Here is a 19,947-nt window from a genome sequence, read left to right as displayed (position 1 = left end):
TCAGCAGACCTTGGGTCCGCGCCCGTATCTGAGGCTGAGTCACTGGGATCACATTCTTCTCTATGGGAATGAAGTGCGTCTAGCAGATGATATCTGGTTTAATATTACCACCCTGTAAACGCGCGCACCAAACCCATATCTAACACAAAGCTAGTCAATTATTTGCGGCCGCGCATCGTCTCTACTCAAATCCGCGAGAAGTCCAGGTCAATGTAAGGCGCGCTATTCAACATGTTCCCGTAGTAGAAACGCCGTGCTTGCTCGTCCCATCCGCTCCAATCGGGGGCTTGAAAATCCCGGCTGCGATACAGCGCGGACAACACGATCGCTTGCTTGAGCGCCAGAAATAGCGGAATCTGTTTCAACCACGCATCGGGCACGGCGCCGCTTATGGCGCTGTAACCGTTCAGGAAGTTGACGAAGAATCGCTTCGCGATCTCCTTCCGCCGCTCGCCATCGACCACCCACGGAATCGGAATCTCGTAGAAGAGCGGCGTCGCGATATCCGACACAAACCAGCTGTATTCCGCTTGATCGAAATCGATCAAATGCACCCTGTCGCCCTCGTTCAAATAATTGCCGCTGCTGACATCGCCGTGAATAAGGCCGTACGCATCGTTCTCTTGAGGAAGCAGGCTCACTTCCTTCAGGATGCGGTCGAACGAATCGTGCAGTGCCGGCGGGCAGTAGGATTTGAACCTGGTCAAAAAGGCGTTCTCGCGCCATTCATACCGTCGAGGCTGCCGGGGCGCATAGCGGCGCGACATCTGATGTATTCGCCCTACCAATCGGCCCAGATCCTCGTAGTAAGCATTGCTCTCCTCGGCGATGCGGACATGCCGTCCCGGCACCCTCTCGAATGCAGTGGCGACGAATTCATCGTGAACGAGATGAATCTCTTCGCCCGTTACAGATCTTACCGGCTTCGGCACGGGCAGGCCGGATTCCGACAGATACGTCACGAACTCCAACTCCGCCCGCGTGGCCGCCGCGTCCCGATGTGCCCGTAAGGCAATGCGAAGAATGATTTCCCGCTCTCCCGCAATGCCGGCATAGACGAAATTTTGAAAACCGTTCAATTCGCGCAGCGTGTCTGGACGAATGCCGAATCGTTCCGCCGCTTCGCTCAGAACCTCGGAGTTGAACAGCTGTTTTAGCTTCTTATCCACGCGCACCACTTCCGTCTTCATCATTGATTTAGACTCAGTGTAATCGAAATCCGCGGCGTGCGATTCGTAAAAAACGGCTTTAATTAAATTGTACGGCCTAGCCGCCCAGGCGCCGAATCGGCACGTACAAATCCACCTTCGCCTTCCCTTCCGGATCAGTCGCGGGATTGTTCATGCAAAATTCGAGCGCATGCCGGTCGTCCGGCTCGTATCCGCTATCGGGCAGCCAGCCCCCGTAGACGCTTTGATACGCGAACGCGAATTTATCGATCGTGTCGTAGAACTTGTAGCGGGCAAATAACCCGCCGGGCAGCATCTGGTACGCCACCTGGGAATTGCCGCTGCCTGCCGCGAGAAGCTCGTCCGGCACGGTGACGCATGCCTCGTACCTGCACCCATCCTCGTCGACAACGCCGGGATTATCCAACGAAATGCCGATAAATTGCTGCCCGGGCGGAAACAAACGATGGTTCTCCGCCCATGCGCCGAGCGTTCCCCATGCTTTGTACGTATCCAGATAGCTGCCCACATGGGTGACGTACGCCACGTTACAGCTTGGCAGCTCCATAACTTCAATGTTCATGCCCCACACTCTCCTCATAAAACCGCGATGGTTGTTGCTAGTTCCATCATACGATTCCATTGGAGCCGCTTCTTCTCGGATCTTGCCGTCCGCTTGCCGTAAATTGCTCGGTTGCCTCATCTTCCGTCTCATCTGGCTGGGCGTCGTATCGTAGCGCTTCTTGAACGCGGCGTTAAATCGCGAGAGCGAGCCGAATCCGCATAAGGAGGCGATATCGAGCATCGTTTTGTCGGTCGTGCGCAAATATTCGCGCGCCCGGAGCAGACGCCGCTCGGTAACATAAGCCATAGGCGCCTGCCCTTGCAGCGCCGAGAACAGTCGCACGAAATGATACTTGGAGAAATGGGACGCCTCGGCCAGCTCGGCCAGGCTCAAAGCCGATTGCAAATTCGCCTCTATATATTCGAGCACCGTCCGCAGGCGATTGCCGTATTCGTCGTTCAATGGATGTCCCTCGATTCTGATTCATATGGATATCGCATCTTCCATTTAACGGAAGATGCGGTAGGATAGGAAGCGATATTCAGCGTTCCGCCGCCTACAGCGCGAATGCCTGCAACCTCGATTCAAATGCAAAAAAACCGTTCATGCTGTCCCAGGAGTCAGCATAAACGGTTATTGATATCTTGCCTTGCAAACTCGGGGGTCCGGTGCGGCAGCAGACCAGGAGTCGGAGACGACTGCTACCACGGCCCTGCCGCATCCGCTACAATCCCGCCAGCACTTGATACCAGATGCCTTTGGGCGAATACAGCTTCTCGCGCACTTCGGGCCAGCCCCCGAGGTAGTCGATATCGAACAGCTTCGGCGGCGTCGCGAACTTGCCTTCGACTTCCTTCGCCACCGTCTCGTTGACCGGACGGAACCCGTAATCCGCGAATATCCGCTGCGCTTCCTCGCCGTGCATGTAATCAACGAACGCCTGCGCCGCCTCGCGCACGCCGTGCTTAACCGCATTGACGTCGACGACTGCCGCCGGATTCTCGATCAGAATCGTCGACTCGGGCACGACGATCGAATACTTGACGCCCTGCTTCAGGCGCGCCAGCAGTTCGTTCTCGTAGGTGACGATGACGTCGCCGACGCCGTATTCGAAGGCGGCCATCGACGCGCGTCCGCTCTTATCCAGCGACTCCACGTTAGCGTGGATCTTTTCGAGGAATGCTTTGGCGTAGGCCGGATCCATCGTCCCGGTCTCCTCCTCCGACTTCATCAATCCCGCGCCGTACATCGCGTTGATGTCCCACTGCGCGCCGCCGGACGTCTTCGGATTCGGGTACAGCACCTTGATGCCGTCCTTCGTCAAGTCTTCCCAGTCGCGGATGCCCTTCGGATTGCCGTCCCGCGTGCCCATTACGACGATCGAGTTCGTTATCATGCCGCCGTTCGTCGCTTGGCGCCAGTCGTGCGTAATAAACCCGGCTTTCTGAATCTTGTCGACGTCGCTCTCCATGGCGAGCACGGTCACGTCCGCCTCGAAGCCGCCCGCGATGGCTCTCGCCTGCGTTCCGGACGCTTCATACGACTCCTGGAACACGAGCTTCTGCCCGGTCTCCGCTTGCCACTTCGCCTGGAACTTGGGCAGCAGCTCGGCGAACGCGTCCTTCGCGACCGAGTAGGCGCCGATGACGAGCGTCACGTCGCCCTTCGGCTGGACATCGCCCTCCGTCGCCGGCTCGTTCCCCCCGCTGCAAGCAGTCGTCGCGAGCAGTGCCGCCGCGGCGAGCGCGATGCCGAGCATTCTCCATCCTTTGGTCAGGGTAGGTTTCATTCGTGCACACAACGCTTTCTATTAAAAGGTTCGATAGGAGCGATAGCGAAATACAAGATGATTGATACGCGTGAAACGAAGCGGATTGGTTTGCGTTCACGGTCGTAAGACCTGGAATGCAGCATTCCGCATATCAATGCTTGTATTTTCAAATATGCACCGGCATCGGATCTTCCTTCAGCTTGTTCTCCATAATCCACGTGTCGTTGTCGTTGAACAGATACGCGCGGTGAATGAGAACATGCACCTCTTCGCCCGGCTGCAGCACGTCCTTCTCCAAGGAGCGGTACGTAATCAGCTTGATGTCGCCGACCTCGACCTCGACCATCCACTCGCTGCCGCGGAAGTGAAGATGTTTCACGCGGCCTTGCACGGTCGCCGACGGAATGCGGAACTCATGCCGCTTGCCGATCTCGATATATTCCGGACGGATAAGCGCTTGCGTTCCCGGCCAGTTGGCCGCTTCCTCGAAGCCGCGCAGCCGTTCCACCTGTTCGACCATCGTCGATTCGCCGATGAAGCTGGCGACGAATTGCGTTTGGGGGTTCTTATAAATATCCCAAGGCGAGCCCTTCTGCTCCAGCCGCCCTTTGTTGATGATCATGATTTCGTCCGCGACCTCGATCGCCTCGTCCTGGTCGTGCGTGACGAAGATCGACGTGATGCCGACGCGCTCGATCATCTCTTTGAGCCACGTACGCAGCTCGGTCCGGATCTTCGCGTCGATCGCCGCGAACGGCTCGTCGAGCAGCAGCAGCTGCGGCTCGGGCGCAAGGGCGCGAGCGAACGCGACGCGTTGACGCTGACCGCCGGAGAGCTGATGCGGATACCGATGCTCGAAGCCTTTCAGCCCCGTCAGCTCGATCAACTGCATGACGCGGTCGCGGATTTGATCCTTCGACTGCTTCTTGACCTTCAGGCCGAACGCGACGTTATCGAATACCGTCATATGCTTGAACAACGCATAGTTCTGGAAGACGAAGCCGATGCCGCGCTCCTGCGGCGGCAGGTCGTTCACCCGTTTGCCGTGGAAAATGATGTCGCCCGACGTCGGGCTCTCCAGCCCCGCCAGCATCCGAAGAATGGACGTCTTGCCGCCCCCGGAAGGACCGAGCAAGCCGATTAGATGGCCTTTGGCGATCTCGAAGCCGACATCGCGCACCGCATGAAAATCGCCGAATTGCTTGTTTAACCCGCGCACCTCGATATGCATCGTCTAATGCACTTCCTTTCTTTTCTTCGCCCATTCCATCAGCAGCAGCAAGCCGACCGAGAACGCCGCCAGCACGAGCGCCACGCCGTTGGCCGCCACGACGTTGAAGTTCTCCACATCTTGATAGACGAGCGTCGTCGCCGTCTGCGTCTTGTTCATAATATTGCCCGATACGACCAGCACCGCGCCGAATTCGCCCAGCGAGCGGGCGACCGTCAATACCACGCCGTAAATAACGCCCCATCGAATCGAAGGCCACGTGACATGCCAGAAGGTATACCACGAGTACGCGCCTAGCGTCGAAGCCGCTTCCTCCTGCTGCGCGCCGATCTCCTGCAGCACCGGCATGACTTCGCGTACCATGAGCGGGAAGGTGACGAACAGCGTCGCCAGTATCATGCCAGGCAGCGCGTATACGATTTTGAACCCGATATCCTCGAAGAACGCGCCGAGCGCCGTGCTCGGTCCGAGGATCAGAACGATCATCAGGCCGCCGATGACCGGCGATACCGCGTACGGCAGGTCGACCAGGCTGTTGAGTAAATTCTTGATCCGCTGTCCGAGCCAAGTCGCCCGAACGAGGTAGAGCGCCAACATGACGCCGAAAATCGTGTTCAGCACGGTGACGACGACGACGATGATGCCCGTCATCATGAGCGCGTGCAGCGATTGCTTGCGCGTCAGCGCCTCGATGAAACCGCTCCAACCTTCGGCCCAGGAGCCGGTGAAAATTTTGAGAATCGGAATAATGAGCAGTACGATAAAGACAAGATACGTGAGCGGAATCCATACCTTTTTCATTTGCCGAGCCTCCTTGTCTGCACAAGGTTAACGGCCCAGAGAATGAGGAACGACAGCGTCAGCAGCATAACCGATACGGCCGCCGCGCCCTGCGGGTTGTCGCTCTCGATTTCTCCGAAAATGTACACCGACGCGATCAGCGTCTTGCCCGGGATGTTGCCGGCGACAAGCACGACCGCGCCGAACTCCGCAAGCGCACGGGAGAACGCGAGCATCGCGCCGCTCGAGATGCCAGGCAGCATCGAGGGAAAAATCACGTTGAAGAACGTGTGCGACTTGGAAGCGCCGAGCGTATACGCCGCTTCCTCTTCCGACTTGTCCATCTCTTCCAGCAGCGGCTGCACCGCGCGGATGACGAACGGGAAGGTCACGAACACCATCGCGACGACGATCGCGGGTTCGTGGAATACGATATCGAAGCCCATTCCCGAGGCAATCGAGCCTACGAGACTATTCGGGCCGAGCAATAACAAGATCATCAGGCCGCCGACGGCGGTCGGGAGCGCGAACGGCAGATCGACGAGGCTGTTTAGCAGCCTTCGTCCGGGGAATCGGTAACGGATCAGCACCCATCCGATCATCGTCCCCAGGAATATATTAATGACGGTCGCGATAATGGCGAGTTTGAGGGTCAGCAGCACGGCTTTCCATGCAAGCGGATCGCTAATGCTTTCCCAGAACGGCGTCCAGCCCAGCTTGAACGACTGGGTATAGATGCCGATAATCGGCAATACGATGAGCAGGACGAAGTAGAGCATAATCGTGGACCGGAATCCGAAGCTCCACCAACGGCTGCGAAACCTAATATTCAAACCGGCTTACCTCCTGACGCTTTCCTCGTGGAATGGCGGGATGCGACCTATCAATTCCTATGAACTTACTAGGTATTGGTTTATTTTATCCGAATAAAGGACGTTCCGTCAATCCTGAAATCAACGAAACTAATGCAGTTTATAGCGATCGCTGATAAATGGTGCTAGACCATAGCGAAAAAGCCCACGCCCCGAAATATACTGTCATGTATTCTTCCATATCAAGCCAGTCCTTTATCCGGTAAGCCCGGAAATCCGGCATAGGAAAGACCCCCGGCATGAACGTCTTTCGTTCATACCGGGGGTCTTACGCTAACGGAAGTTAGCCGAAACGCTATTCGCCATCGATAAAATACCGCTCTTCGCCGATCGCGATGACCGCCTGTCCTTGCGTCAGATCCGTCATCCACGCCGCGAACCGCTCCGCCTCCGGCGCTTCGGGCAGACACGTCACGATGACGCGGTCGGTAAATGCCGTCCCGCCGACGCGAACGCCTCTGCCGTGCAGCTCGTTCTCCAGCTTGCCATACCACGTATAGTCGACGTCGACGATCACTTCGCGGTGCAGCACCTGCGTGATCGCTTCGGCCGCCTCCGACGCCGCCACGGCGCCGTCGGTGTACGCCCGAATCAGGCCGCCCGCGCCGAGCATAATGCCGCCGAAGTAACGGGTCACGACGATCACGACGTTCTTAAGCCCCTGGTTCTTGATCACTTCCAGGATCGGCTTGCCCGCCGTGCCGCTCGGTTCCCCGTCATCGGACTGCTTCTGAATCTCGTCGCGCTCGCCGATCATGTACGCGGAGCAGTTGTGAGTCGCGTTCCAGTTGAGCTTCTTGATCTCCTCGATGAACGCGATCGCTTCTTCTTCGGACTCGACCGGCTTGCCGTAGCCGATGAAACGGGACTTCTTGATGACGATCTCTTGGTGTGCTTGCTTCCGCAGCGTCTTGTATCGGTTCAACATGCTGCTATCACGCTCCTTGCGGCATGCGCCGAACGTGCCTTACAGACGTGCTTCCAGCTCCGCTTTTTCCTTCTCGAAGCCCGGTTTGCCGAGCAGCGCGAACATGTTGCGCTTGTACGCTTCGACGCCCGGTTGGTCGAACGGGTTGACGCCGAGCAGGTAGCCGCTGATGCCGCATGCTTTCTCGAAGAAGTAGACGAGGTAGCCGAACGTGTACGGCGTCAGGTCTTTGATGTTCACGATGAAGTTCGGTACTTGGCCGTCCGTGTGCGCGAGCAGCGTGCCTTCGAACGCTTTCTTGTTGACGAAGTCCATCGTCTTGCCCGTCAGGTAGTTCAATCCGTCCAGATCGTCGGCGTCATGGCCGATCGTGATCTGCTCGGATACGTTCTCCACTTGGATAACCGTCTCGAAGATGTTCCGGTTGCCCTCTTGGATGAATTGGCCCATCGAATGCAGGTCCGTCGAGAAGTCCACGGATGCCGGATAGATGCCTTTATAGTCTTTGCCTTCGCTCTCGCCGAACAGCTGCTTCCACCACTCGGAGACGAAATGAAGCGACGGCTCGTAGTTGACGAGGATTTCCGTTACTTTGCCTTTGCGGTACAGGGCGTTGCGCGCCGCCGCGTATTGATACGCTTCGTTCTCCGCCAGGTTCGGGTTGTTGTATTCCGTTGCCGCGTCGGCCGCGCCTTTCATCATCGACTCGATGTCGATGCCGGCTACGGCGATTGGCAGCAAGCCTACCGCCGTCAGGACGGAGTAACGGCCGCCTACGTCGTCCGGAATGATAAAGGACTCGTAGCCTTCTTCGGTCGCCAGCTTCTTCAGGGCGCCTTTCGCTTTGTCCGTCGTCGCGTAGATGCGTTTGCGGGACTCTTCTTTGCCGTATTTCGCTTCCAGCGCTTCGCGGAACACGCGGAACGCGAGCGCCGGCTCGGTCGTCGTGCCGGATTTGGAAATGACGTTGATCGACCAGTCGCGGCCTTCGAGCACCTGCAGCAGGTGGTTCACGTACGTCGAGCTGATGTTGTTGCCCGCGAACAGCACTTGAGGCGTCTTGCGCTGGCCGTTCGGCAGGATGTTGTAGAACGAATGCGACAGCGCTTCGATCGCCGCGCGCGCGCCGAGGTACGAACCGCCGATGCCGATGACGATCAGCACTTCGGAGTCGGATTGGATCTTCTTCGCCGCTTGCTGGATGCGGGCGAACTCTTCTTTGTCGTAGTTGTGCGGCAGGTCGATCCAGCCGAGGTAATCGGAGCCGGCGCCCGTGCCGTTATGTAATTGCTCGTGAGCGACGCGAACTTGCTCCGCGAAATAATCTACTTCGTGTTGGCCCAGGAAGGCCAGCGCTTTGCTATAGTCGAATTGTACGGGTTTGGACATCGTGAATCCTCCTAAAAATAATGTAATTGATTCCCCTCGAACGTAGAGACAAGATGCCTGTCCCCTTCTTAAAACGCAACCTAAGAATAATGGATTTCCCTGCCGAAGACAAGCAAGCCCGGTCCCATTTACCGCATTCGACAAAGTTTGTGGTAAGATGGGAAAAGCTTGACCAACGCGTTCTGGGAGATGAGATACGATGAACAAAATCGGCTTTATCGGACTCGGCGTCATGGGTGCGCCCATGGCTGCCAACCTGCTCCGCAAGGGCTACGTCGTGACGGTGTACAACCGCACGCCGGGCAAAGCGGACGAACTGATCGCGCTCGGCGCCGAATTCGCCGACACGCCGGCGCAGGCCGTCGGCGGAAGCGAACTCGTCATTACGATGGTGAGCAACGACGACTCGATTCGCGACGTTTATTATGGCAAGGACGGCATTATCGCCTCGCTTATGCCAGGCACGATCGTCATGGACAGCAGCACGATCTCGCCTTCGCTCGCCAAGCAGCTGTACGCGGACATTGCCGCGAAATCCAGCGACTTCCTCGATGCGCCGGTAACCGGCAGCAAGCCGGCCGCCGAGAGCGGCACGCTCGTGTTCATGGTCGGCGGGGACGAGCATATTCTCGCCCAGACCCATGACGTGATCATGGCAATGGCGCGCAAAATCATCTACATGGGTCCGAGCGGCAGCGGCCAGACCGCTAAGCTTGCCCACAACACGATGGTCGGCATTCACGCGGCCGCCTTCGCGGAAGGGCTCGCGATTGCCTCGAACGGCGGAATCGACGCCGCCGCTTTCCTCGACCTCGTGCAAGCCGGCGCGGCGAACAGCCGTTTCGCGGAATTGAAGACGCCGAAATTGCTCGACCGCGACTTCAGCGTGCAATTCTCGCTGTCGCTCATGTTGAAGGACTTGCGTCTCTCCTCCGCCTTGTCGGACAGTCTGCGCACGCCGACGCCGGTGCTAGAAGCGGTCAAGAGCGTGTTCCAGGTCGGCGAATCGATGGGACTTGGCAACCTGGACATGGCCGCGCTCGTGAACTGCTACGAGGAATGGACGAACAAGCGGTTCAGCGGTCCCGGCGCTTCGTCGGAAGAGCCGATTGCGCCGCCTTCGCCCGTCGCCGCGGAAGTCGTCTCGGACAATTCGGACCGCCGCAAAAGCGAGCGTCTGTCGCTGCATGTTCCGCTCAAATTGTCCGTCTACCAGTGGGAGCAGGAAGGCTCGTTCTCCGGCCACTTTATCGATGGCGTCCTGGTCGATCTATCGGACCGCGGCGTTCAGATCGCCAGCAGCCGACCGCTTGAGCGGGACATGTTCATCGTCATCCACTTCCCGCAAGATTCGCAGCTTCCGCCGGTAACGGGACGCATCATCCGCATCGAACCAAGCGGAGCCGAGTTCCGTTACGGCTGCCTGCTCGCTGGACTGGCGCCTTATCAGCGCCTGCAGCTGGAAGATTACATTAGCAAGCAAGGCGCGACGGCTGATTAATCGCTAGCGTGCAACGCCCTTGTCAAAAAGGCTGTTTCCATCTCGCCATCGTAGCCGGTCGCGAGCGGGAAGCAGCCTTTTGTCATCGGCTTATTCTTGAATGTACGAGCAGCAGTAGTCGGTAACCGTCTCGATTTGAAGCTTGAACTTCGCGTTCGCCGGCACCGTGAACTCGCCTTCGCCGGAAATCGTGATCCACTCGGAATCGCCCGGGAGCAGCACTTTCAGCTCGCCCGCGAGAATTTCCATGATTTCTTTCACGTCCGTGCCGAACTCATATTCGCCCGGCAGCATGATGCCCAGCGTTTTCTTCGTGCCGTCGGGGAAAACGACCGTACGGCTCGTCACTTTGCCGTCGAAATAGATGTTGGCTTTCTTCACTGCGGTTACGTTCTCGAATTGGGACATGGTCTGTTGACAGCTCCTTCATAACGTCGAAGTTGAATGATTGCTTTAATCATCTAAAGCTTTCCTGCGCGGAAGAATCCTAATTTCAAAAAAACGGGACTGGATACCGCCCGAAGACGGCGCCAGCCCCGCTATGAACAACCTGGTGCGGTTAGGCGAAAATTTCGATTACAGCAAGCCTTTGACTTTGCTGACGACGTTCTCTACCGTAAAGCCGTACTCTGCGATTACTTTGTTGCCCGGTGCCGAAGCGCCGAACGTGTTGATGCCGAGGATCGCGCCTTTGTCGCCTACATAGCGCTCCCAGCCGAACGGCGAAGCCATTTCGACCGCAAGACGGGCTTTAACTTCAGGCAAGATAACCGAATCCTTGTAGGATTGCGGCTGCGCTTCGAACAGATCCCAGCTTGGCATGCTGATAACGCGAACGTGAATGCCTTCCGCCGCGAGCGCCTTCTGAGCGTCAACCGCCAATTGAACCTCGGAACCCGTCGCGATGATTTGCGCTTGCACGTCGCCAGCCGCTTCGGATACGACGTAAGCGCCTTTCTTGATGCCTTCGCGCGCGTTCGTGTTCGTGCCTTCGAGGATCGGCAAGTTCTGACGCGTCAGAACGAGCGCGACCGGCTTCGATTGGTTCTCGAGCGCGAATGCCCATGCCGCGGACGTCTCGTTCGCGTCGGCCGGACGAAGAACCGTTACATCCGGAATGATGCGAAGCGATGCCAGCTGCTCGATCGGCTCATGCGTAGGGCCGTCTTCGCCAACCGCGATGGAGTCATGCGTCAGCACATAAACAACCGGTTGCTTCATCAGCGCGGACAGACGAACTGCCGGACGGAGATAGTCCGTGAAGACGAAGAACGTCGCGCCGTAGATGCGCAGACCGCCATGGAGGCTGATCCCGTTCATCGCCGCGGCCATGCCGAATTCGCGTACGCCGAAGTAGATGTTACGACCGCTGTAGTTGCCTGGTTTGTATACCGGAAGGCCTTTCAGGTGCGTCATCGTGGAGCTCTCAAGGTCGGCGGAACCGCCAACGAGGTTCGGCACGTTCTTCGCAAGACCGTTCAGCGCGTTACCGGAAGCTACGCGAGTCGAGACCGGTTTGTCTTCCGTCGTGTAGACCGGCAGATCGCGATCCCAACCTTCTGGGAGCTGGCCGTTCACCGCTGTTTCGAATTGCGCCGCAAGCGCAGGGTGAGCTTCTTTGTAAGAAGCGAACATTGAATCCCATGCCGCGTTCGCTTGCTCGCCGCTTGCTTTAACCGCCGCGAAATGCTCGCGCACTTGGGCAGGAACCGTGAAGGCTTCGTCATGCTCCCACGCGTAGAATTGCTTCGTCAGCTTCGTCTCTTCGACGCCGAGCGGGGATCCGTGAGGACCTGCATGTCCGCCTTTGCCGCCTTTGTTCGGGCTGCCGTAGCCGATAACCGTCTTCACTTCGATCAGCGTCGGGCGGGACAGATCCGCTTGAGCGGCCGATACCGCTTTCGCGAGCGCGTCCAGATCGTTGCCGTCTTCCACGCGGATGACTTGCCAGCCGTAAGCTTCGAAGCGGCCTTGCACGTTCTCGGAGAACGACAGATTCGCTTCGCCGTCGAGGGTGATGTCGTTCGAATCGTACAGAACAACGAGCTTGCCAAGCTTCAGGTGCGCCGCGAGCGAAGCTGCTTCGCTTGCTACGCCTTCCATCAAGTCGCCGTCGCCACAGATTGCATATGTGAAGTGGTCGATAACGTTGAAGTTATCTTGGTTATAAGTCGCGCCGAGTTGCGTTTCCGCCATCGCCATGCCGACTGCCATCGCTACGCCTTGGCCGAGCGGACCTGTCGTCGCGTCTACGCCCGCCGTGTGGCCGAACTCCGGATGGCCCGGCGTCTTGGAACCCCATTGACGGAAATTGTGCAGCTCTTCGATCGGAAGATCGTAGCCGCTCAGGTGAAGCAAGCTGTACAGCAGCATCGAGCCATGGCCCGCGGAGAGCACGAAGCGGTCGCGGTTAATCCAGCTAGGGTTAGCCGGGTTGTGTCTCATGCTTTTTGCGAACAGCTGATAGCCCATAGGCGCTGCGCCCATCGGCATACCCGGGTGTCCGGAATTCGCTTTCTCGATGGCATCGATCGCGAGCGTGCGGATCGTGTCAATGGAAAGCTGGTCGATCGATTTTTGCGTGACTGTCATGACAGAAAATTCCTCCTATTCCTTGCTTCCGTTAGTTTTTCTCTCTTCTCTATAGCGCTTTTCGCGCACTGGCTTTGAAATATTGTACCACTACGCCCCGGCCATTTCCATCTTTTAAACCGTAAAGCGACAAAATGCTCGCACGTAACCAGCAGAATGCAAAATTCGCTTATAAAAACCGAAGGATTTCCGCAATTTCGCCAATTATCGTACGATTTTGTATTTAAATGATACCATTCAGCTTCGGCCGTTTTCATGAAGAGTTGATGAAGAGAACATGAAGCCCTTATGAATCTTTCACAACTTCTTTCACAACCATTCAAGCCGAGCGTATCTGCACAAAGCAAAAGCGCCGGCTTATCGCCGACGCCCTAGAATATGCCGATTTAATTAAAGACAACCGTCTTGTTCTGATGTACGAGAATGCGGTCTTCCACGTGCCACTTCACGCCGCGCGCGAGCACGACGCGTTCGATCGTCCGTCCGATCCGCTTGAGATCCTCGACGTTGTCCCGGTGGCTGACGCGCTGCACGTCCTGCTCGATGATCGGTCCGCCATCCAGCTCTTCGGTGACGTAGTGCGCGGTCGCGCCGATGATCTTGACGCCGCGTTGGTACGCCTGCTGATACGGCTTGCCGCCGACGAACGCCGGAAGGAAGGAATGGTGAATGTTGATAATCCGGTTCGGGAACTGCTCGATGAATTTCGGCGTGATGATCTGCATGTAACGTGCCAGCACGATCAGGTCGGCTTTGCCGACGACCGCTTCAAGCTGCTGCTTCTCCGCTTCCGCCTTCGTATCCGGGGTAACCGGGATGTGCAGATACGGGATGCCGAACGACTCGACCAGCTCGCGCATGTCCGGATGGTTGCTGATGACCATCGAGATGTCCGCGTCCAGATCGCCCGCCTGCCATTGCCACAGCAGCTCCAGCAGACAGTGATCTTCCTTCGATACGAACACGGCCAGGCGCTTCCGGCGGCTTGCGCGGAACGTGTGCCATTTCATCTCGAAACGGTCGGCGACGCGGGCGAAGTCCTCCTGCAGCACCGGCAGCTCCTTCTCCAGATCCGACAGATCGAATTCGAAACGGATGAAGAACATGCCGCCCCCCGGATCCATCGAATATTGGTCGGATTGCACGATGTTGGCGCCGTGCTCGTACAGAAATTGCGAGACGGCCGCCACGATGCCCGGACGGTCCGGGCACGAGATCAGCATGCGCGCGCGGTTCGCGTTATCCGGACGCTGCGAGGGTTGTTTGGCTTGATACGTGTTTGACATAAAAACGATTTCTTCCTTCCCCATTGAACGATTGATTCGCTGTATAAAACGTTAATGCCGCAAGGCTCCCGGCCGGTTGATCCGACACGCCTTAGACGTTCACGAGCAGCGCCTTGCCGGCAAACCATGCCGTAATGCGGTGATTAACCGCTTCTTCGGGGAGCTCGGGCAGCACCCGGTGCTCCTGGACGAGATCGAACAGCCTGTCCATCGGCTCGCGCGGATCGGCTTTCCGTGCTTTCGCATCCGACTTGAGCACGTCCCATGTCGAGAGCACGTAAGCGCGGCGATCGATCTCCTGCTTGTTGAAGAAGAAGGCCAAGCGCTCCACGTCCTCGAAAAATTCGCCGCCGAAACGGTTCTCCGCATCGCCGCGCAGAAGCGCGATTTCGGCTTCGTACATCGGGCGGACCGTTTTGTCGTTCTGTCCGATCCATGGCGTCTCGAGGATGAACGGGCGGCCCTTGAGCGCGTCATGATGCACGATGCTGCGGATCGTATCGAATCCGAGCCAGCCCGCGCCTACCGGAGCATGACGGTCTTTGCCGGCGCCGCGCGGATTTTTGCTGTCGTTCACGTGCACGACGGCGACGCGGTCCAAACCGACGATTTTATCGAATTGCTCCAGCACGCCGTCCAGGTCGTCGTTCAGGTCGTAGCCGGCATCGTGCATGTGACAGGTGTCCATGCAGACGGTGAGCCGTTCATTGGCCTGCACCTTGTCGATGATCGCCGCGATCTCCTCGAAGCTGCGGCCGATCTCAGTCCCTTTGCCCGCCATCGTCTCGAGCGCGATGTTGACCTTCGTCTCCTTCGTGCCTTCGAGCACGAGGTTCAAGCCCTCGGCGATGCGCGCGATGCCGTATTCCGCGTCCTTATCCGTGTATGCGCCCGGATGAAGCACGATGTTGCGCACGCCGATCTTATCGGTGCGGCGAATCTCTTCCTGCAGGAAGTTGACCGCGAGGTCGAACGTATCTTCCTTGTAGGAGCCGAGGTTGATAATGTACGGCGCATGGACGACGATCTCTTCGATGCCCGCTTCCGCCATCGCGGCTTTGCCTTCTTCGATATATAGATCTTCAATCGGCTTGCGCCGCGTGTTCTGCGGAGCGCCCGTGTAAATCATGAACGAGTTGGAACCGTAAGAAACCGCTTCTTTGGTCGCCGTGAGCAAGCCCTTGTCCGAAAACGAAACGTGAGATCCGATTTTGAGCAACGATATTCGCCCCTTTCGTATTGAAACGCGTATCCCCTTATTTTACAGGCAACGGATAAATAAATCTAGGCGTACGGGCGCTGGTAAAGTCAGCTGTTTGCGGTTGCGGCTGGACTCGCCGGTGACTTATAATGGATGCAGGCAAAATGGACGCGCGGCCGCGGACAAGCGCTCGCCCGCCGTTCAATGTCGGCGCGGCGCGGGCAGCTCCTATTCAGAGGCCGATTCGCAAAGAAATTATTGTACATGAATGAAGCACGCTCCGGTGCCGCTTTAGGCGGTCAACGTAACATATCGTTAATGAGGTGAACGACTCGAATGGGCAATGCTCCGGATTGGTTTATGTTTTTCATCGTATTTTGGGCGTTCGTCATGCTCGGCGCCATGGCGATCGGCGGATATTTCATGTTCCGCAAATTTTTGAAAGTGCTGCCGAAGCGAGACGGCAAGTCCAAGCTCGACTGGCAAAATTACTGGGTCGACCGCAGCCGTCACATGTGGCCGGACGATTCCAAGGCATTCCTCGACGAGCTGGTTCAGCCGGTACCGGGACCGTTCCGCGATATCGCGAAGCACTCGATCGCGGCCAGCATCGCGCAGTACGCCATCGAGAGCGGGGCGGAAGAAGTCACGCGCAACCACTGCATCGCCGGTTATATTAAAGCGACGCCCAAACGCGACTATCGCAGCTTAATCTCGTTCTTGGACAAGCGGGGCATCGATTATCAGCCCTATCAGCATTTGTTCAACCGATAGCGCCTTAACCATGCGCCTATCAACGCCGCCGGCCTAGCCGGCGGCGTTTTTTGTTAGATCGAGATGTTCGGAATGAAATAGAGCCGCGATACTAAGCCACTCGGATTTCCCGCGCCATCCGCCCGCTAGGCGAATATACACATACGCAGCCGTTCGTTACGAATGATTCCGCGCCTTCTTCCGCTGCCACACTTCTTCCTCGTTAGCCGCTCTACGATGAAAACGCAGGCCCTGCTTGATTTATTTTCCTATGTATTTCATTGCGTCTCTCTCCTATTTGTCACGGTCTCGGCAGGGTTGTACTGAATGCGCGATGGGTATACATAGGATAAGTACATCAGGAGGAGACGATGACAATGAGACGGACGAGAAAACCACAAACAGCGCGCGCGGGCGTACTCGCCCTGCTCTGCTTCATGCTTGCCGCTACGGTTGGTTGCGGCGCTAGATTAGCCACCGAGGAAGAAGGACAAGCCTCCGCGCTGTCGCCGGCCGGCACGACGGCCAGCGTCTTAGGTTCCGAATCCGGAGAAGCGGAATTAGACGAGGCTCCGCCCGCTTCCGGGTTGACGGCCAGCGCCCGAAACGGCGATCCGGCCGACCGGGCCACGCTTAAGCCGACGCTTAAGCCAACGCCCGCGGGCGACAGGTCCGAGCGGATGATTGAAGAACCGGGTCAGCGGGAAACGGCATCGGCCGGCACCGCCTCAACCATCCATCCCAAGCCGGCATCCGGAATAGCGGAAGAGGTTCAGCCCCTTTCGGCCAAAACCTCCCGTACGGCCGCAGCCTCCGCGCCCAAGACGGCCCTCTCCGGCATCGCTGCCCAAGCCGCGGACCAAACGAAAGCGGCGGCGCTGCCAACCGGGCAATTGAGAGGCAACGGCCTCTACATGGGCCAAATCGATTCCCACTCGGTCGAGATCAATATCAACGGCGTGCCGACGGTATTCCAAATCGACGAGACGATCGAAGAGAAGCTGAGCAAGATTGACGATCATGCGGACGGCACGCCCGTTAGGTTCTCCTATACGCGGAAGGAAATCGAAGCCGGCGGAGAGAAATACGTAGAACGCTGGTTAACCGGCATCCAAGAACGTTAACCGGGCATTCGCGCCCGGCTTTGACGGCGGGAAGGAGTCATAGCATGAAAATCGCCGTAACCGGGGGGACCGGCTTCGTCGGGCAAGCGCTCGTCTTGGCGCTTCTCGCCCGAGGGGACGAAGTGTGGATCATCTCCCGCAAACCCGCTGACGCTCGCCCCGGGCAGGAGCGGCTGCGTTATGCGACGTGGCGGCAGCTGGAGCAGGAACCTGCGCTTCTCGAAGGGACCCAATGCATCGTGAATTTAGCGGGCGAATCGATCAATCAGCGCTGGAGCGCCAACGCCAAGACGAGAATCTTGAATTCCCGCACGGACGCGGCCGCGCGCATCGCCAAGCTCGTCGGCGAACTCCGGCAGAAGCCGGATACGGTCGTGAACGCCTCCGGCATCTCGATCTACGGCACATCCGACACGAAGACGTTCGACGAAGAGAGTCCCGCGCACATCAACGATTTCCTCGGAAGCGTGGTGGAACAGTGGGAAGCGGCGGCGCGCACCATTCCGGCGGAACGGCTCGTGCTCGTGCGCGTCAGTCTCGTGCTGGGCAATGGCGGCGGCGCCTTCCCGCTTATGGCCTTGCCCTATCGCTTGTTCGGCGGAGGCAGAGTCGGCAGCGGCCGCCAATGGATGTCCTGGATTCATGCCGAGGACATGACCCGGATGCTGCTCTTCTGCATCGACAAGCGCGATATTGCGGGTCCGGTGAACGCATGTGCGCCGCAGCCGGTGACGAACGACCAATTCGGCCGCGCGCTCGGCAAAGCGATGCGAAGACCGCATTGGTTCCCGGTCCCCGCCTTCCTGCTTAAGACGGTGCTGGGCGAAATGTCGTCCCTGCTGCTTCAAGGGCAGCGCATCCTGCCCGCCAAGCTGCAGCAGAACGGATTCGATTTCCGCTATCCGACGATCGAGAGCGCCATGGTCGATTTGGTCGGAAAGAGGACGCGGACGTAAGCAACAGCCAGCTGTTTGCATCCCGCTACCCTCCTACTTGGCGACAAAAGAAGACGCGCTCAATCGCATGCTCGCAGCATGAGGTTGAGCGCGTCTTTTTGTTCGTATGCCGTATGGGCGGAGCGGATGAATGCTCGGATCCGCCAGAATGTCCCGCCATCGTCACCAACTACCCAGCTTTGCAGATGTACCTGGGTCCCTTATCCCCGGCCAATTGCATCACATCGCCGGCGTTCAGCGGATAAGCCTTGTAGGGAATCATCATCACGCCGTTTAGCGTGCTCCCGTTTCGCGATCCGACATCTTTGGCGGACCAGCTCGCCCCGCTGGCCCGAATCTCCAGATGTACGCGAGAAATACCGGGCGCCGCATCCACATACTGTACGCCGTCGCCCGAACGGCCGATCACGAGACTCCCCGCAACGTCGATTCGTTCCGTTTTGCCTTCCGTTTGCCGTTCCAGCCATTGTCCCGCAACGAGGCCGCCGGCCGCTTCATTGCCGCCGGGTTGCCCAAGCCAAACGGTCGCTTCCGGGGAAGCGGCCGCCGGCAGCCGGCCGCTAGGCATCGCGGCTTGCAACGTCTGGCCTGCCCCTCCATAAAGAACGCCGTCGCTTCGCGTCTTCACATCCGCTTCCCATGCCTCCCCGAACCTTCGCTCCGAATCGCCGAACGGGTCATTTTGCTGCCTGACCACGGAAGCATCTGGAGTCGCGCCTTGTTCCGCCCTCCAAGACCAGGCAGGATGTTCCGGCTGGTCATCCGGCGCGGCAATCCCCTCCTCTTCTTCAAGCCGCCCCGCTTGAGCGCCGCCCATCATTCTTCTGCCGGCAATAATGCCGGCTGCCGCGGCGATCGCGGTCAGGCCTAGCGAGATTTTCAGAGACGTAGAGGAAGGCCCGGCAAAATAAACAAATCGCCACGCGCAAGCGAGGCCGACAATCAAAGCCGCCCCGAGCATCCATTGCTGGCGCGGAGCGTTCGTGCCGCCGGTATCGGCCGGTTCGCTTCTTACGCGCTGCGGCTCCGGATAGTCGACTTGAGCCGATTGCGATCCCATGGCAGCGAAAGGCTGCGCCTGCCAAGGCTGCTCGAGCATGCCGCCGGACGACCTCCATCCTTCCGAATGACCGGGCGTTCTCGCAATTGGCTCGGCATGCCATGGTTCTAGAGCCTGTTCGACGAGCCCTTCTACTTGCGCTGACGCTTCCGCCTGCCCTGGTCCATCTGTCGGGATGCCGCCAATTAATCGCAGCAGCGTCTGGCGAAGTTCCCGCCAAGCCACATACTCTTCGCGAAGATGCCGGAATATTTGTTTCATTCCCTCCCCGTCCGGCTGGCCGACATAGCCCAGCCACTTGACGGCGAGCGCGAGCACGATTTCGGAAACGCGCTGCGAACCTGCCTTCGACTGGCGGAGCGGCACGTAGCAGAGCGCCAAATCGTCAAGCCGGTCGCCGGTAAAAATCGCTTGTTCCTGCAGCAGAAAGCCTTCCGGCCGAAGCATATAATCTTTACAATCGTCGATCGCCTCCACAAGCGCCAACAGGATCGCGTAGTAGTCCATCATCCCGACCGGCTGCGTCCGCATCCGATGCGTCAGCAGTCTTCGGCCCGTTAAGGGATAGCAGAACACGACGTTGCCGTCCATATCGCTCCATTCCATGCGCAGCAACCGCGGAATGGACCGACCGCCCTGAAGCATGGCGATCTCGACTTCGTCCAATTCCTCTCGAGCAATGCCTCCCGCACGGTCGATGACCATCTCGTGCTCATGGTTCATTGCAAAATCGATGCGCAGTTCGTCCATGTCCATTATCGTTCTCCTT

General features: G+C 58.1%; 17 protein-coding genes. 4 read left to right on the top strand and 13 right to left on the bottom strand.

Annotation, left to right across the window (positions count from 1 at the left end):
• Positions 1 to 185 precede the first annotated feature (185 nt).
• The 8 genes from BCM02_RS22835 to BCM02_RS22800 all read right to left on the bottom strand — a co-directional run bounded on the left by BCM02_RS22835 (position 186) and on the right by BCM02_RS22800 (position 8,705).
• Positions 186 to 1,193: a phosphotransferase enzyme family protein gene (locus tag BCM02_RS22835; protein ID WP_148931449.1), complete on the bottom strand. Its 1,008-nt coding sequence runs from the start codon at positions 1,191 to 1,193 to the stop codon at positions 186 to 188.
• A 73-nt stretch (positions 1,194 to 1,266) separates the two neighbouring features.
• Positions 1,267 to 2,196: an AraC family transcriptional regulator gene (locus tag BCM02_RS22830; protein WP_148931448.1), complete on the bottom strand. Its 930-nt coding sequence runs from the start codon at positions 2,194 to 2,196 to the stop codon at positions 1,267 to 1,269.
• Between the two features lie 262 nt (positions 2,197 to 2,458).
• Positions 2,459 to 3,523: a sulfate ABC transporter substrate-binding protein gene (locus BCM02_RS22825; protein WP_148931447.1), complete on the bottom strand. Its 1,065-nt coding sequence runs from the start codon at positions 3,521 to 3,523 to the stop codon at positions 2,459 to 2,461.
• 148 nt (positions 3,524 to 3,671) lie between these two features.
• Complete coding sequence (locus BCM02_RS22820; RefSeq protein WP_148931446.1) at positions 3,672 to 4,736, bottom strand: sulfate/molybdate ABC transporter ATP-binding protein; 1,065 nt, start codon at positions 4,734 to 4,736, stop codon at positions 3,672 to 3,674.
• 3 nt (positions 4,737 to 4,739) lie between these two features.
• A complete protein-coding gene (locus tag BCM02_RS22815) occupies positions 4,740 to 5,537 on the bottom strand; it encodes a sulfate ABC transporter permease subunit (RefSeq protein ID WP_148931445.1) in 798 nt (265 codons plus the stop codon).
• On the bottom strand, positions 5,534 to 6,349 hold the full coding sequence (cysT, locus tag BCM02_RS22810; RefSeq protein ID WP_246183511.1) for a sulfate ABC transporter permease subunit CysT: 816 nt from the start codon (positions 6,347 to 6,349) through the stop codon (positions 5,534 to 5,536). Before cysT ends, BCM02_RS22815 begins: the two co-directional genes overlap by 4 nt.
• A 334-nt stretch (positions 6,350 to 6,683) precedes the next feature.
• Positions 6,684 to 7,316, bottom strand: coding sequence for a YigZ family protein (locus BCM02_RS22805; RefSeq protein ID WP_148931444.1), 633 nt, complete (start codon positions 7,314 to 7,316; stop codon positions 6,684 to 6,686).
• A 39-nt stretch (positions 7,317 to 7,355) separates the two neighbouring features.
• Positions 7,356 to 8,705 carry a glucose-6-phosphate isomerase gene (locus BCM02_RS22800; RefSeq protein WP_148931443.1) on the bottom strand — a complete coding sequence of 450 codons (1,350 nt, stop codon included), beginning with the start codon at positions 8,703 to 8,705 and terminating at the stop codon, positions 7,356 to 7,358.
• Between the two features lie 199 nt (positions 8,706 to 8,904).
• Here BCM02_RS22800 and BCM02_RS22795 point away from each other — a divergent pair, with 199 nt between their 5' ends.
• The gene (locus tag BCM02_RS22795; protein ID WP_148931442.1) at positions 8,905 to 10,206 is read left to right on the top strand and encodes an NAD(P)-binding domain-containing protein; all 1,302 of its coding nucleotides are present in this window, start codon (positions 8,905 to 8,907) and stop codon (positions 10,204 to 10,206) included.
• Between the two features lie 90 nt (positions 10,207 to 10,296).
• Here BCM02_RS22795 and ppnP read toward each other — a convergent pair whose 3' ends face one another.
• The 4 genes from ppnP to BCM02_RS22775 form a co-directional block, all read right to left on the bottom strand.
• Positions 10,297 to 10,614, bottom strand: coding sequence for a pyrimidine/purine nucleoside phosphorylase (gene ppnP / locus BCM02_RS22790; RefSeq protein ID WP_148931441.1), 318 nt, complete (start codon positions 10,612 to 10,614; stop codon positions 10,297 to 10,299).
• A gap of 168 nt (positions 10,615 to 10,782) precedes the next feature.
• Positions 10,783 to 12,798 (bottom strand): transketolase, encoded by a 2,016-nt coding sequence (tkt, locus tag BCM02_RS22785; RefSeq protein WP_148931440.1) that lies wholly within the window; start codon positions 12,796 to 12,798, stop codon positions 10,783 to 10,785.
• 386 nt (positions 12,799 to 13,184) lie between these two features.
• Positions 13,185 to 14,084, bottom strand: coding sequence for a formyltetrahydrofolate deformylase (purU, locus tag BCM02_RS22780; protein WP_148931439.1), 900 nt, complete (start codon positions 14,082 to 14,084; stop codon positions 13,185 to 13,187).
• 91 nt (positions 14,085 to 14,175) lie between these two features.
• Positions 14,176 to 15,303: a deoxyribonuclease IV gene (locus tag BCM02_RS22775; protein WP_148931438.1), complete on the bottom strand. Its 1,128-nt coding sequence runs from the start codon at positions 15,301 to 15,303 to the stop codon at positions 14,176 to 14,178.
• Positions 15,304 to 15,621: 318 nt separating this feature from the next.
• On the opposite strand from BCM02_RS22775, the gene BCM02_RS22770 reads away from it, so the two are divergent.
• The 3 genes from BCM02_RS22770 to BCM02_RS22760 all read left to right on the top strand — a co-directional run bounded on the left by BCM02_RS22770 (position 15,622) and on the right by BCM02_RS22760 (position 18,118).
• Positions 15,622 to 16,059: a DUF2621 domain-containing protein gene (locus BCM02_RS22770; RefSeq protein WP_148931437.1), complete on the top strand. Its 438-nt coding sequence runs from the start codon at positions 15,622 to 15,624 to the stop codon at positions 16,057 to 16,059.
• A gap of 356 nt (positions 16,060 to 16,415) precedes the next feature.
• Positions 16,416 to 17,162, top strand: a complete 747-nt coding sequence (locus BCM02_RS22765; protein ID WP_148931436.1) for a hypothetical protein — start codon at positions 16,416 to 16,418, stop codon at positions 17,160 to 17,162.
• A 44-nt stretch (positions 17,163 to 17,206) separates the two neighbouring features.
• Complete coding sequence (locus BCM02_RS22760; protein ID WP_148931435.1) at positions 17,207 to 18,118, top strand: TIGR01777 family oxidoreductase; 912 nt, start codon at positions 17,207 to 17,209, stop codon at positions 18,116 to 18,118.
• 169 nt (positions 18,119 to 18,287) lie between these two features.
• Here BCM02_RS22760 and BCM02_RS22755 read toward each other — a convergent pair whose 3' ends face one another.
• Positions 18,288 to 19,934 (bottom strand): DUF6382 domain-containing protein, encoded by a 1,647-nt coding sequence (locus BCM02_RS22755; RefSeq protein ID WP_148931434.1) that lies wholly within the window; start codon positions 19,932 to 19,934, stop codon positions 18,288 to 18,290.
• Between the last annotated feature and the right edge of the window lie 13 nt (positions 19,935 to 19,947).

It is taken from the genome of Paenibacillus methanolicus, assembly GCF_008124765.1.
Lineage (GTDB): Bacteria > Bacillota > Bacilli > Paenibacillales > Paenibacillaceae > Paenibacillus_Z > Paenibacillus_Z methanolicus.
This window is presented reverse-complemented; position numbering and strand designations above follow the sequence as displayed.

Bases quoted from the DNA above. Each gene is read 5' to 3' on its own strand.
- ppnP (WP_148931441.1), bottom strand. From the start codon at position 10,614: ATGTCCCAATTCGAGAACGTAACCGCAGTGAAGAAAGCCAACATCTAT.
- BCM02_RS22755 (WP_148931434.1), bottom strand. From the start codon at position 19,934: ATGGACATGGACGAACTGCGCATCGATTTTGCAATGAACCATGAGCAC.
- BCM02_RS22760 (WP_148931435.1), top strand. From the start codon at position 17,207: ATGAAAATCGCCGTAACCGGGGGGACCGGCTTCGTCGGGCAAGCGCTC.
- tkt (WP_148931440.1), bottom strand. From the start codon at position 12,798: ATGACAGTCACGCAAAAATCGATCGACCAGCTTTCCATTGACACGATC.
- BCM02_RS22770 (WP_148931437.1), top strand. From the start codon at position 15,622: ATGGGCAATGCTCCGGATTGGTTTATGTTTTTCATCGTATTTTGGGCG.
- BCM02_RS22795 (WP_148931442.1), top strand. From the start codon at position 8,905: ATGAACAAAATCGGCTTTATCGGACTCGGCGTCATGGGTGCGCCCATG.
- BCM02_RS22800 (WP_148931443.1), bottom strand. From the start codon at position 8,705: ATGTCCAAACCCGTACAATTCGACTATAGCAAAGCGCTGGCCTTCCTG.
- BCM02_RS22805 (WP_148931444.1), bottom strand. From the start codon at position 7,316: ATGTTGAACCGATACAAGACGCTGCGGAAGCAAGCACACCAAGAGATC.
- BCM02_RS22765 (WP_148931436.1), top strand. From the start codon at position 16,416: ATGAGACGGACGAGAAAACCACAAACAGCGCGCGCGGGCGTACTCGCC.
- BCM02_RS22815 (WP_148931445.1), bottom strand. From the start codon at position 5,537: ATGAAAAAGGTATGGATTCCGCTCACGTATCTTGTCTTTATCGTACTG.
- BCM02_RS22820 (WP_148931446.1), bottom strand. From the start codon at position 4,736: ATGCATATCGAGGTGCGCGGGTTAAACAAGCAATTCGGCGATTTTCAT.
- purU (WP_148931439.1), bottom strand. From the start codon at position 14,084: ATGTCAAACACGTATCAAGCCAAACAACCCTCGCAGCGTCCGGATAAC.
- BCM02_RS22825 (WP_148931447.1), bottom strand. From the start codon at position 3,523: ATGAAACCTACCCTGACCAAAGGATGGAGAATGCTCGGCATCGCGCTC.
- BCM02_RS22835 (WP_148931449.1), bottom strand. From the start codon at position 1,193: ATGATGAAGACGGAAGTGGTGCGCGTGGATAAGAAGCTAAAACAGCTG.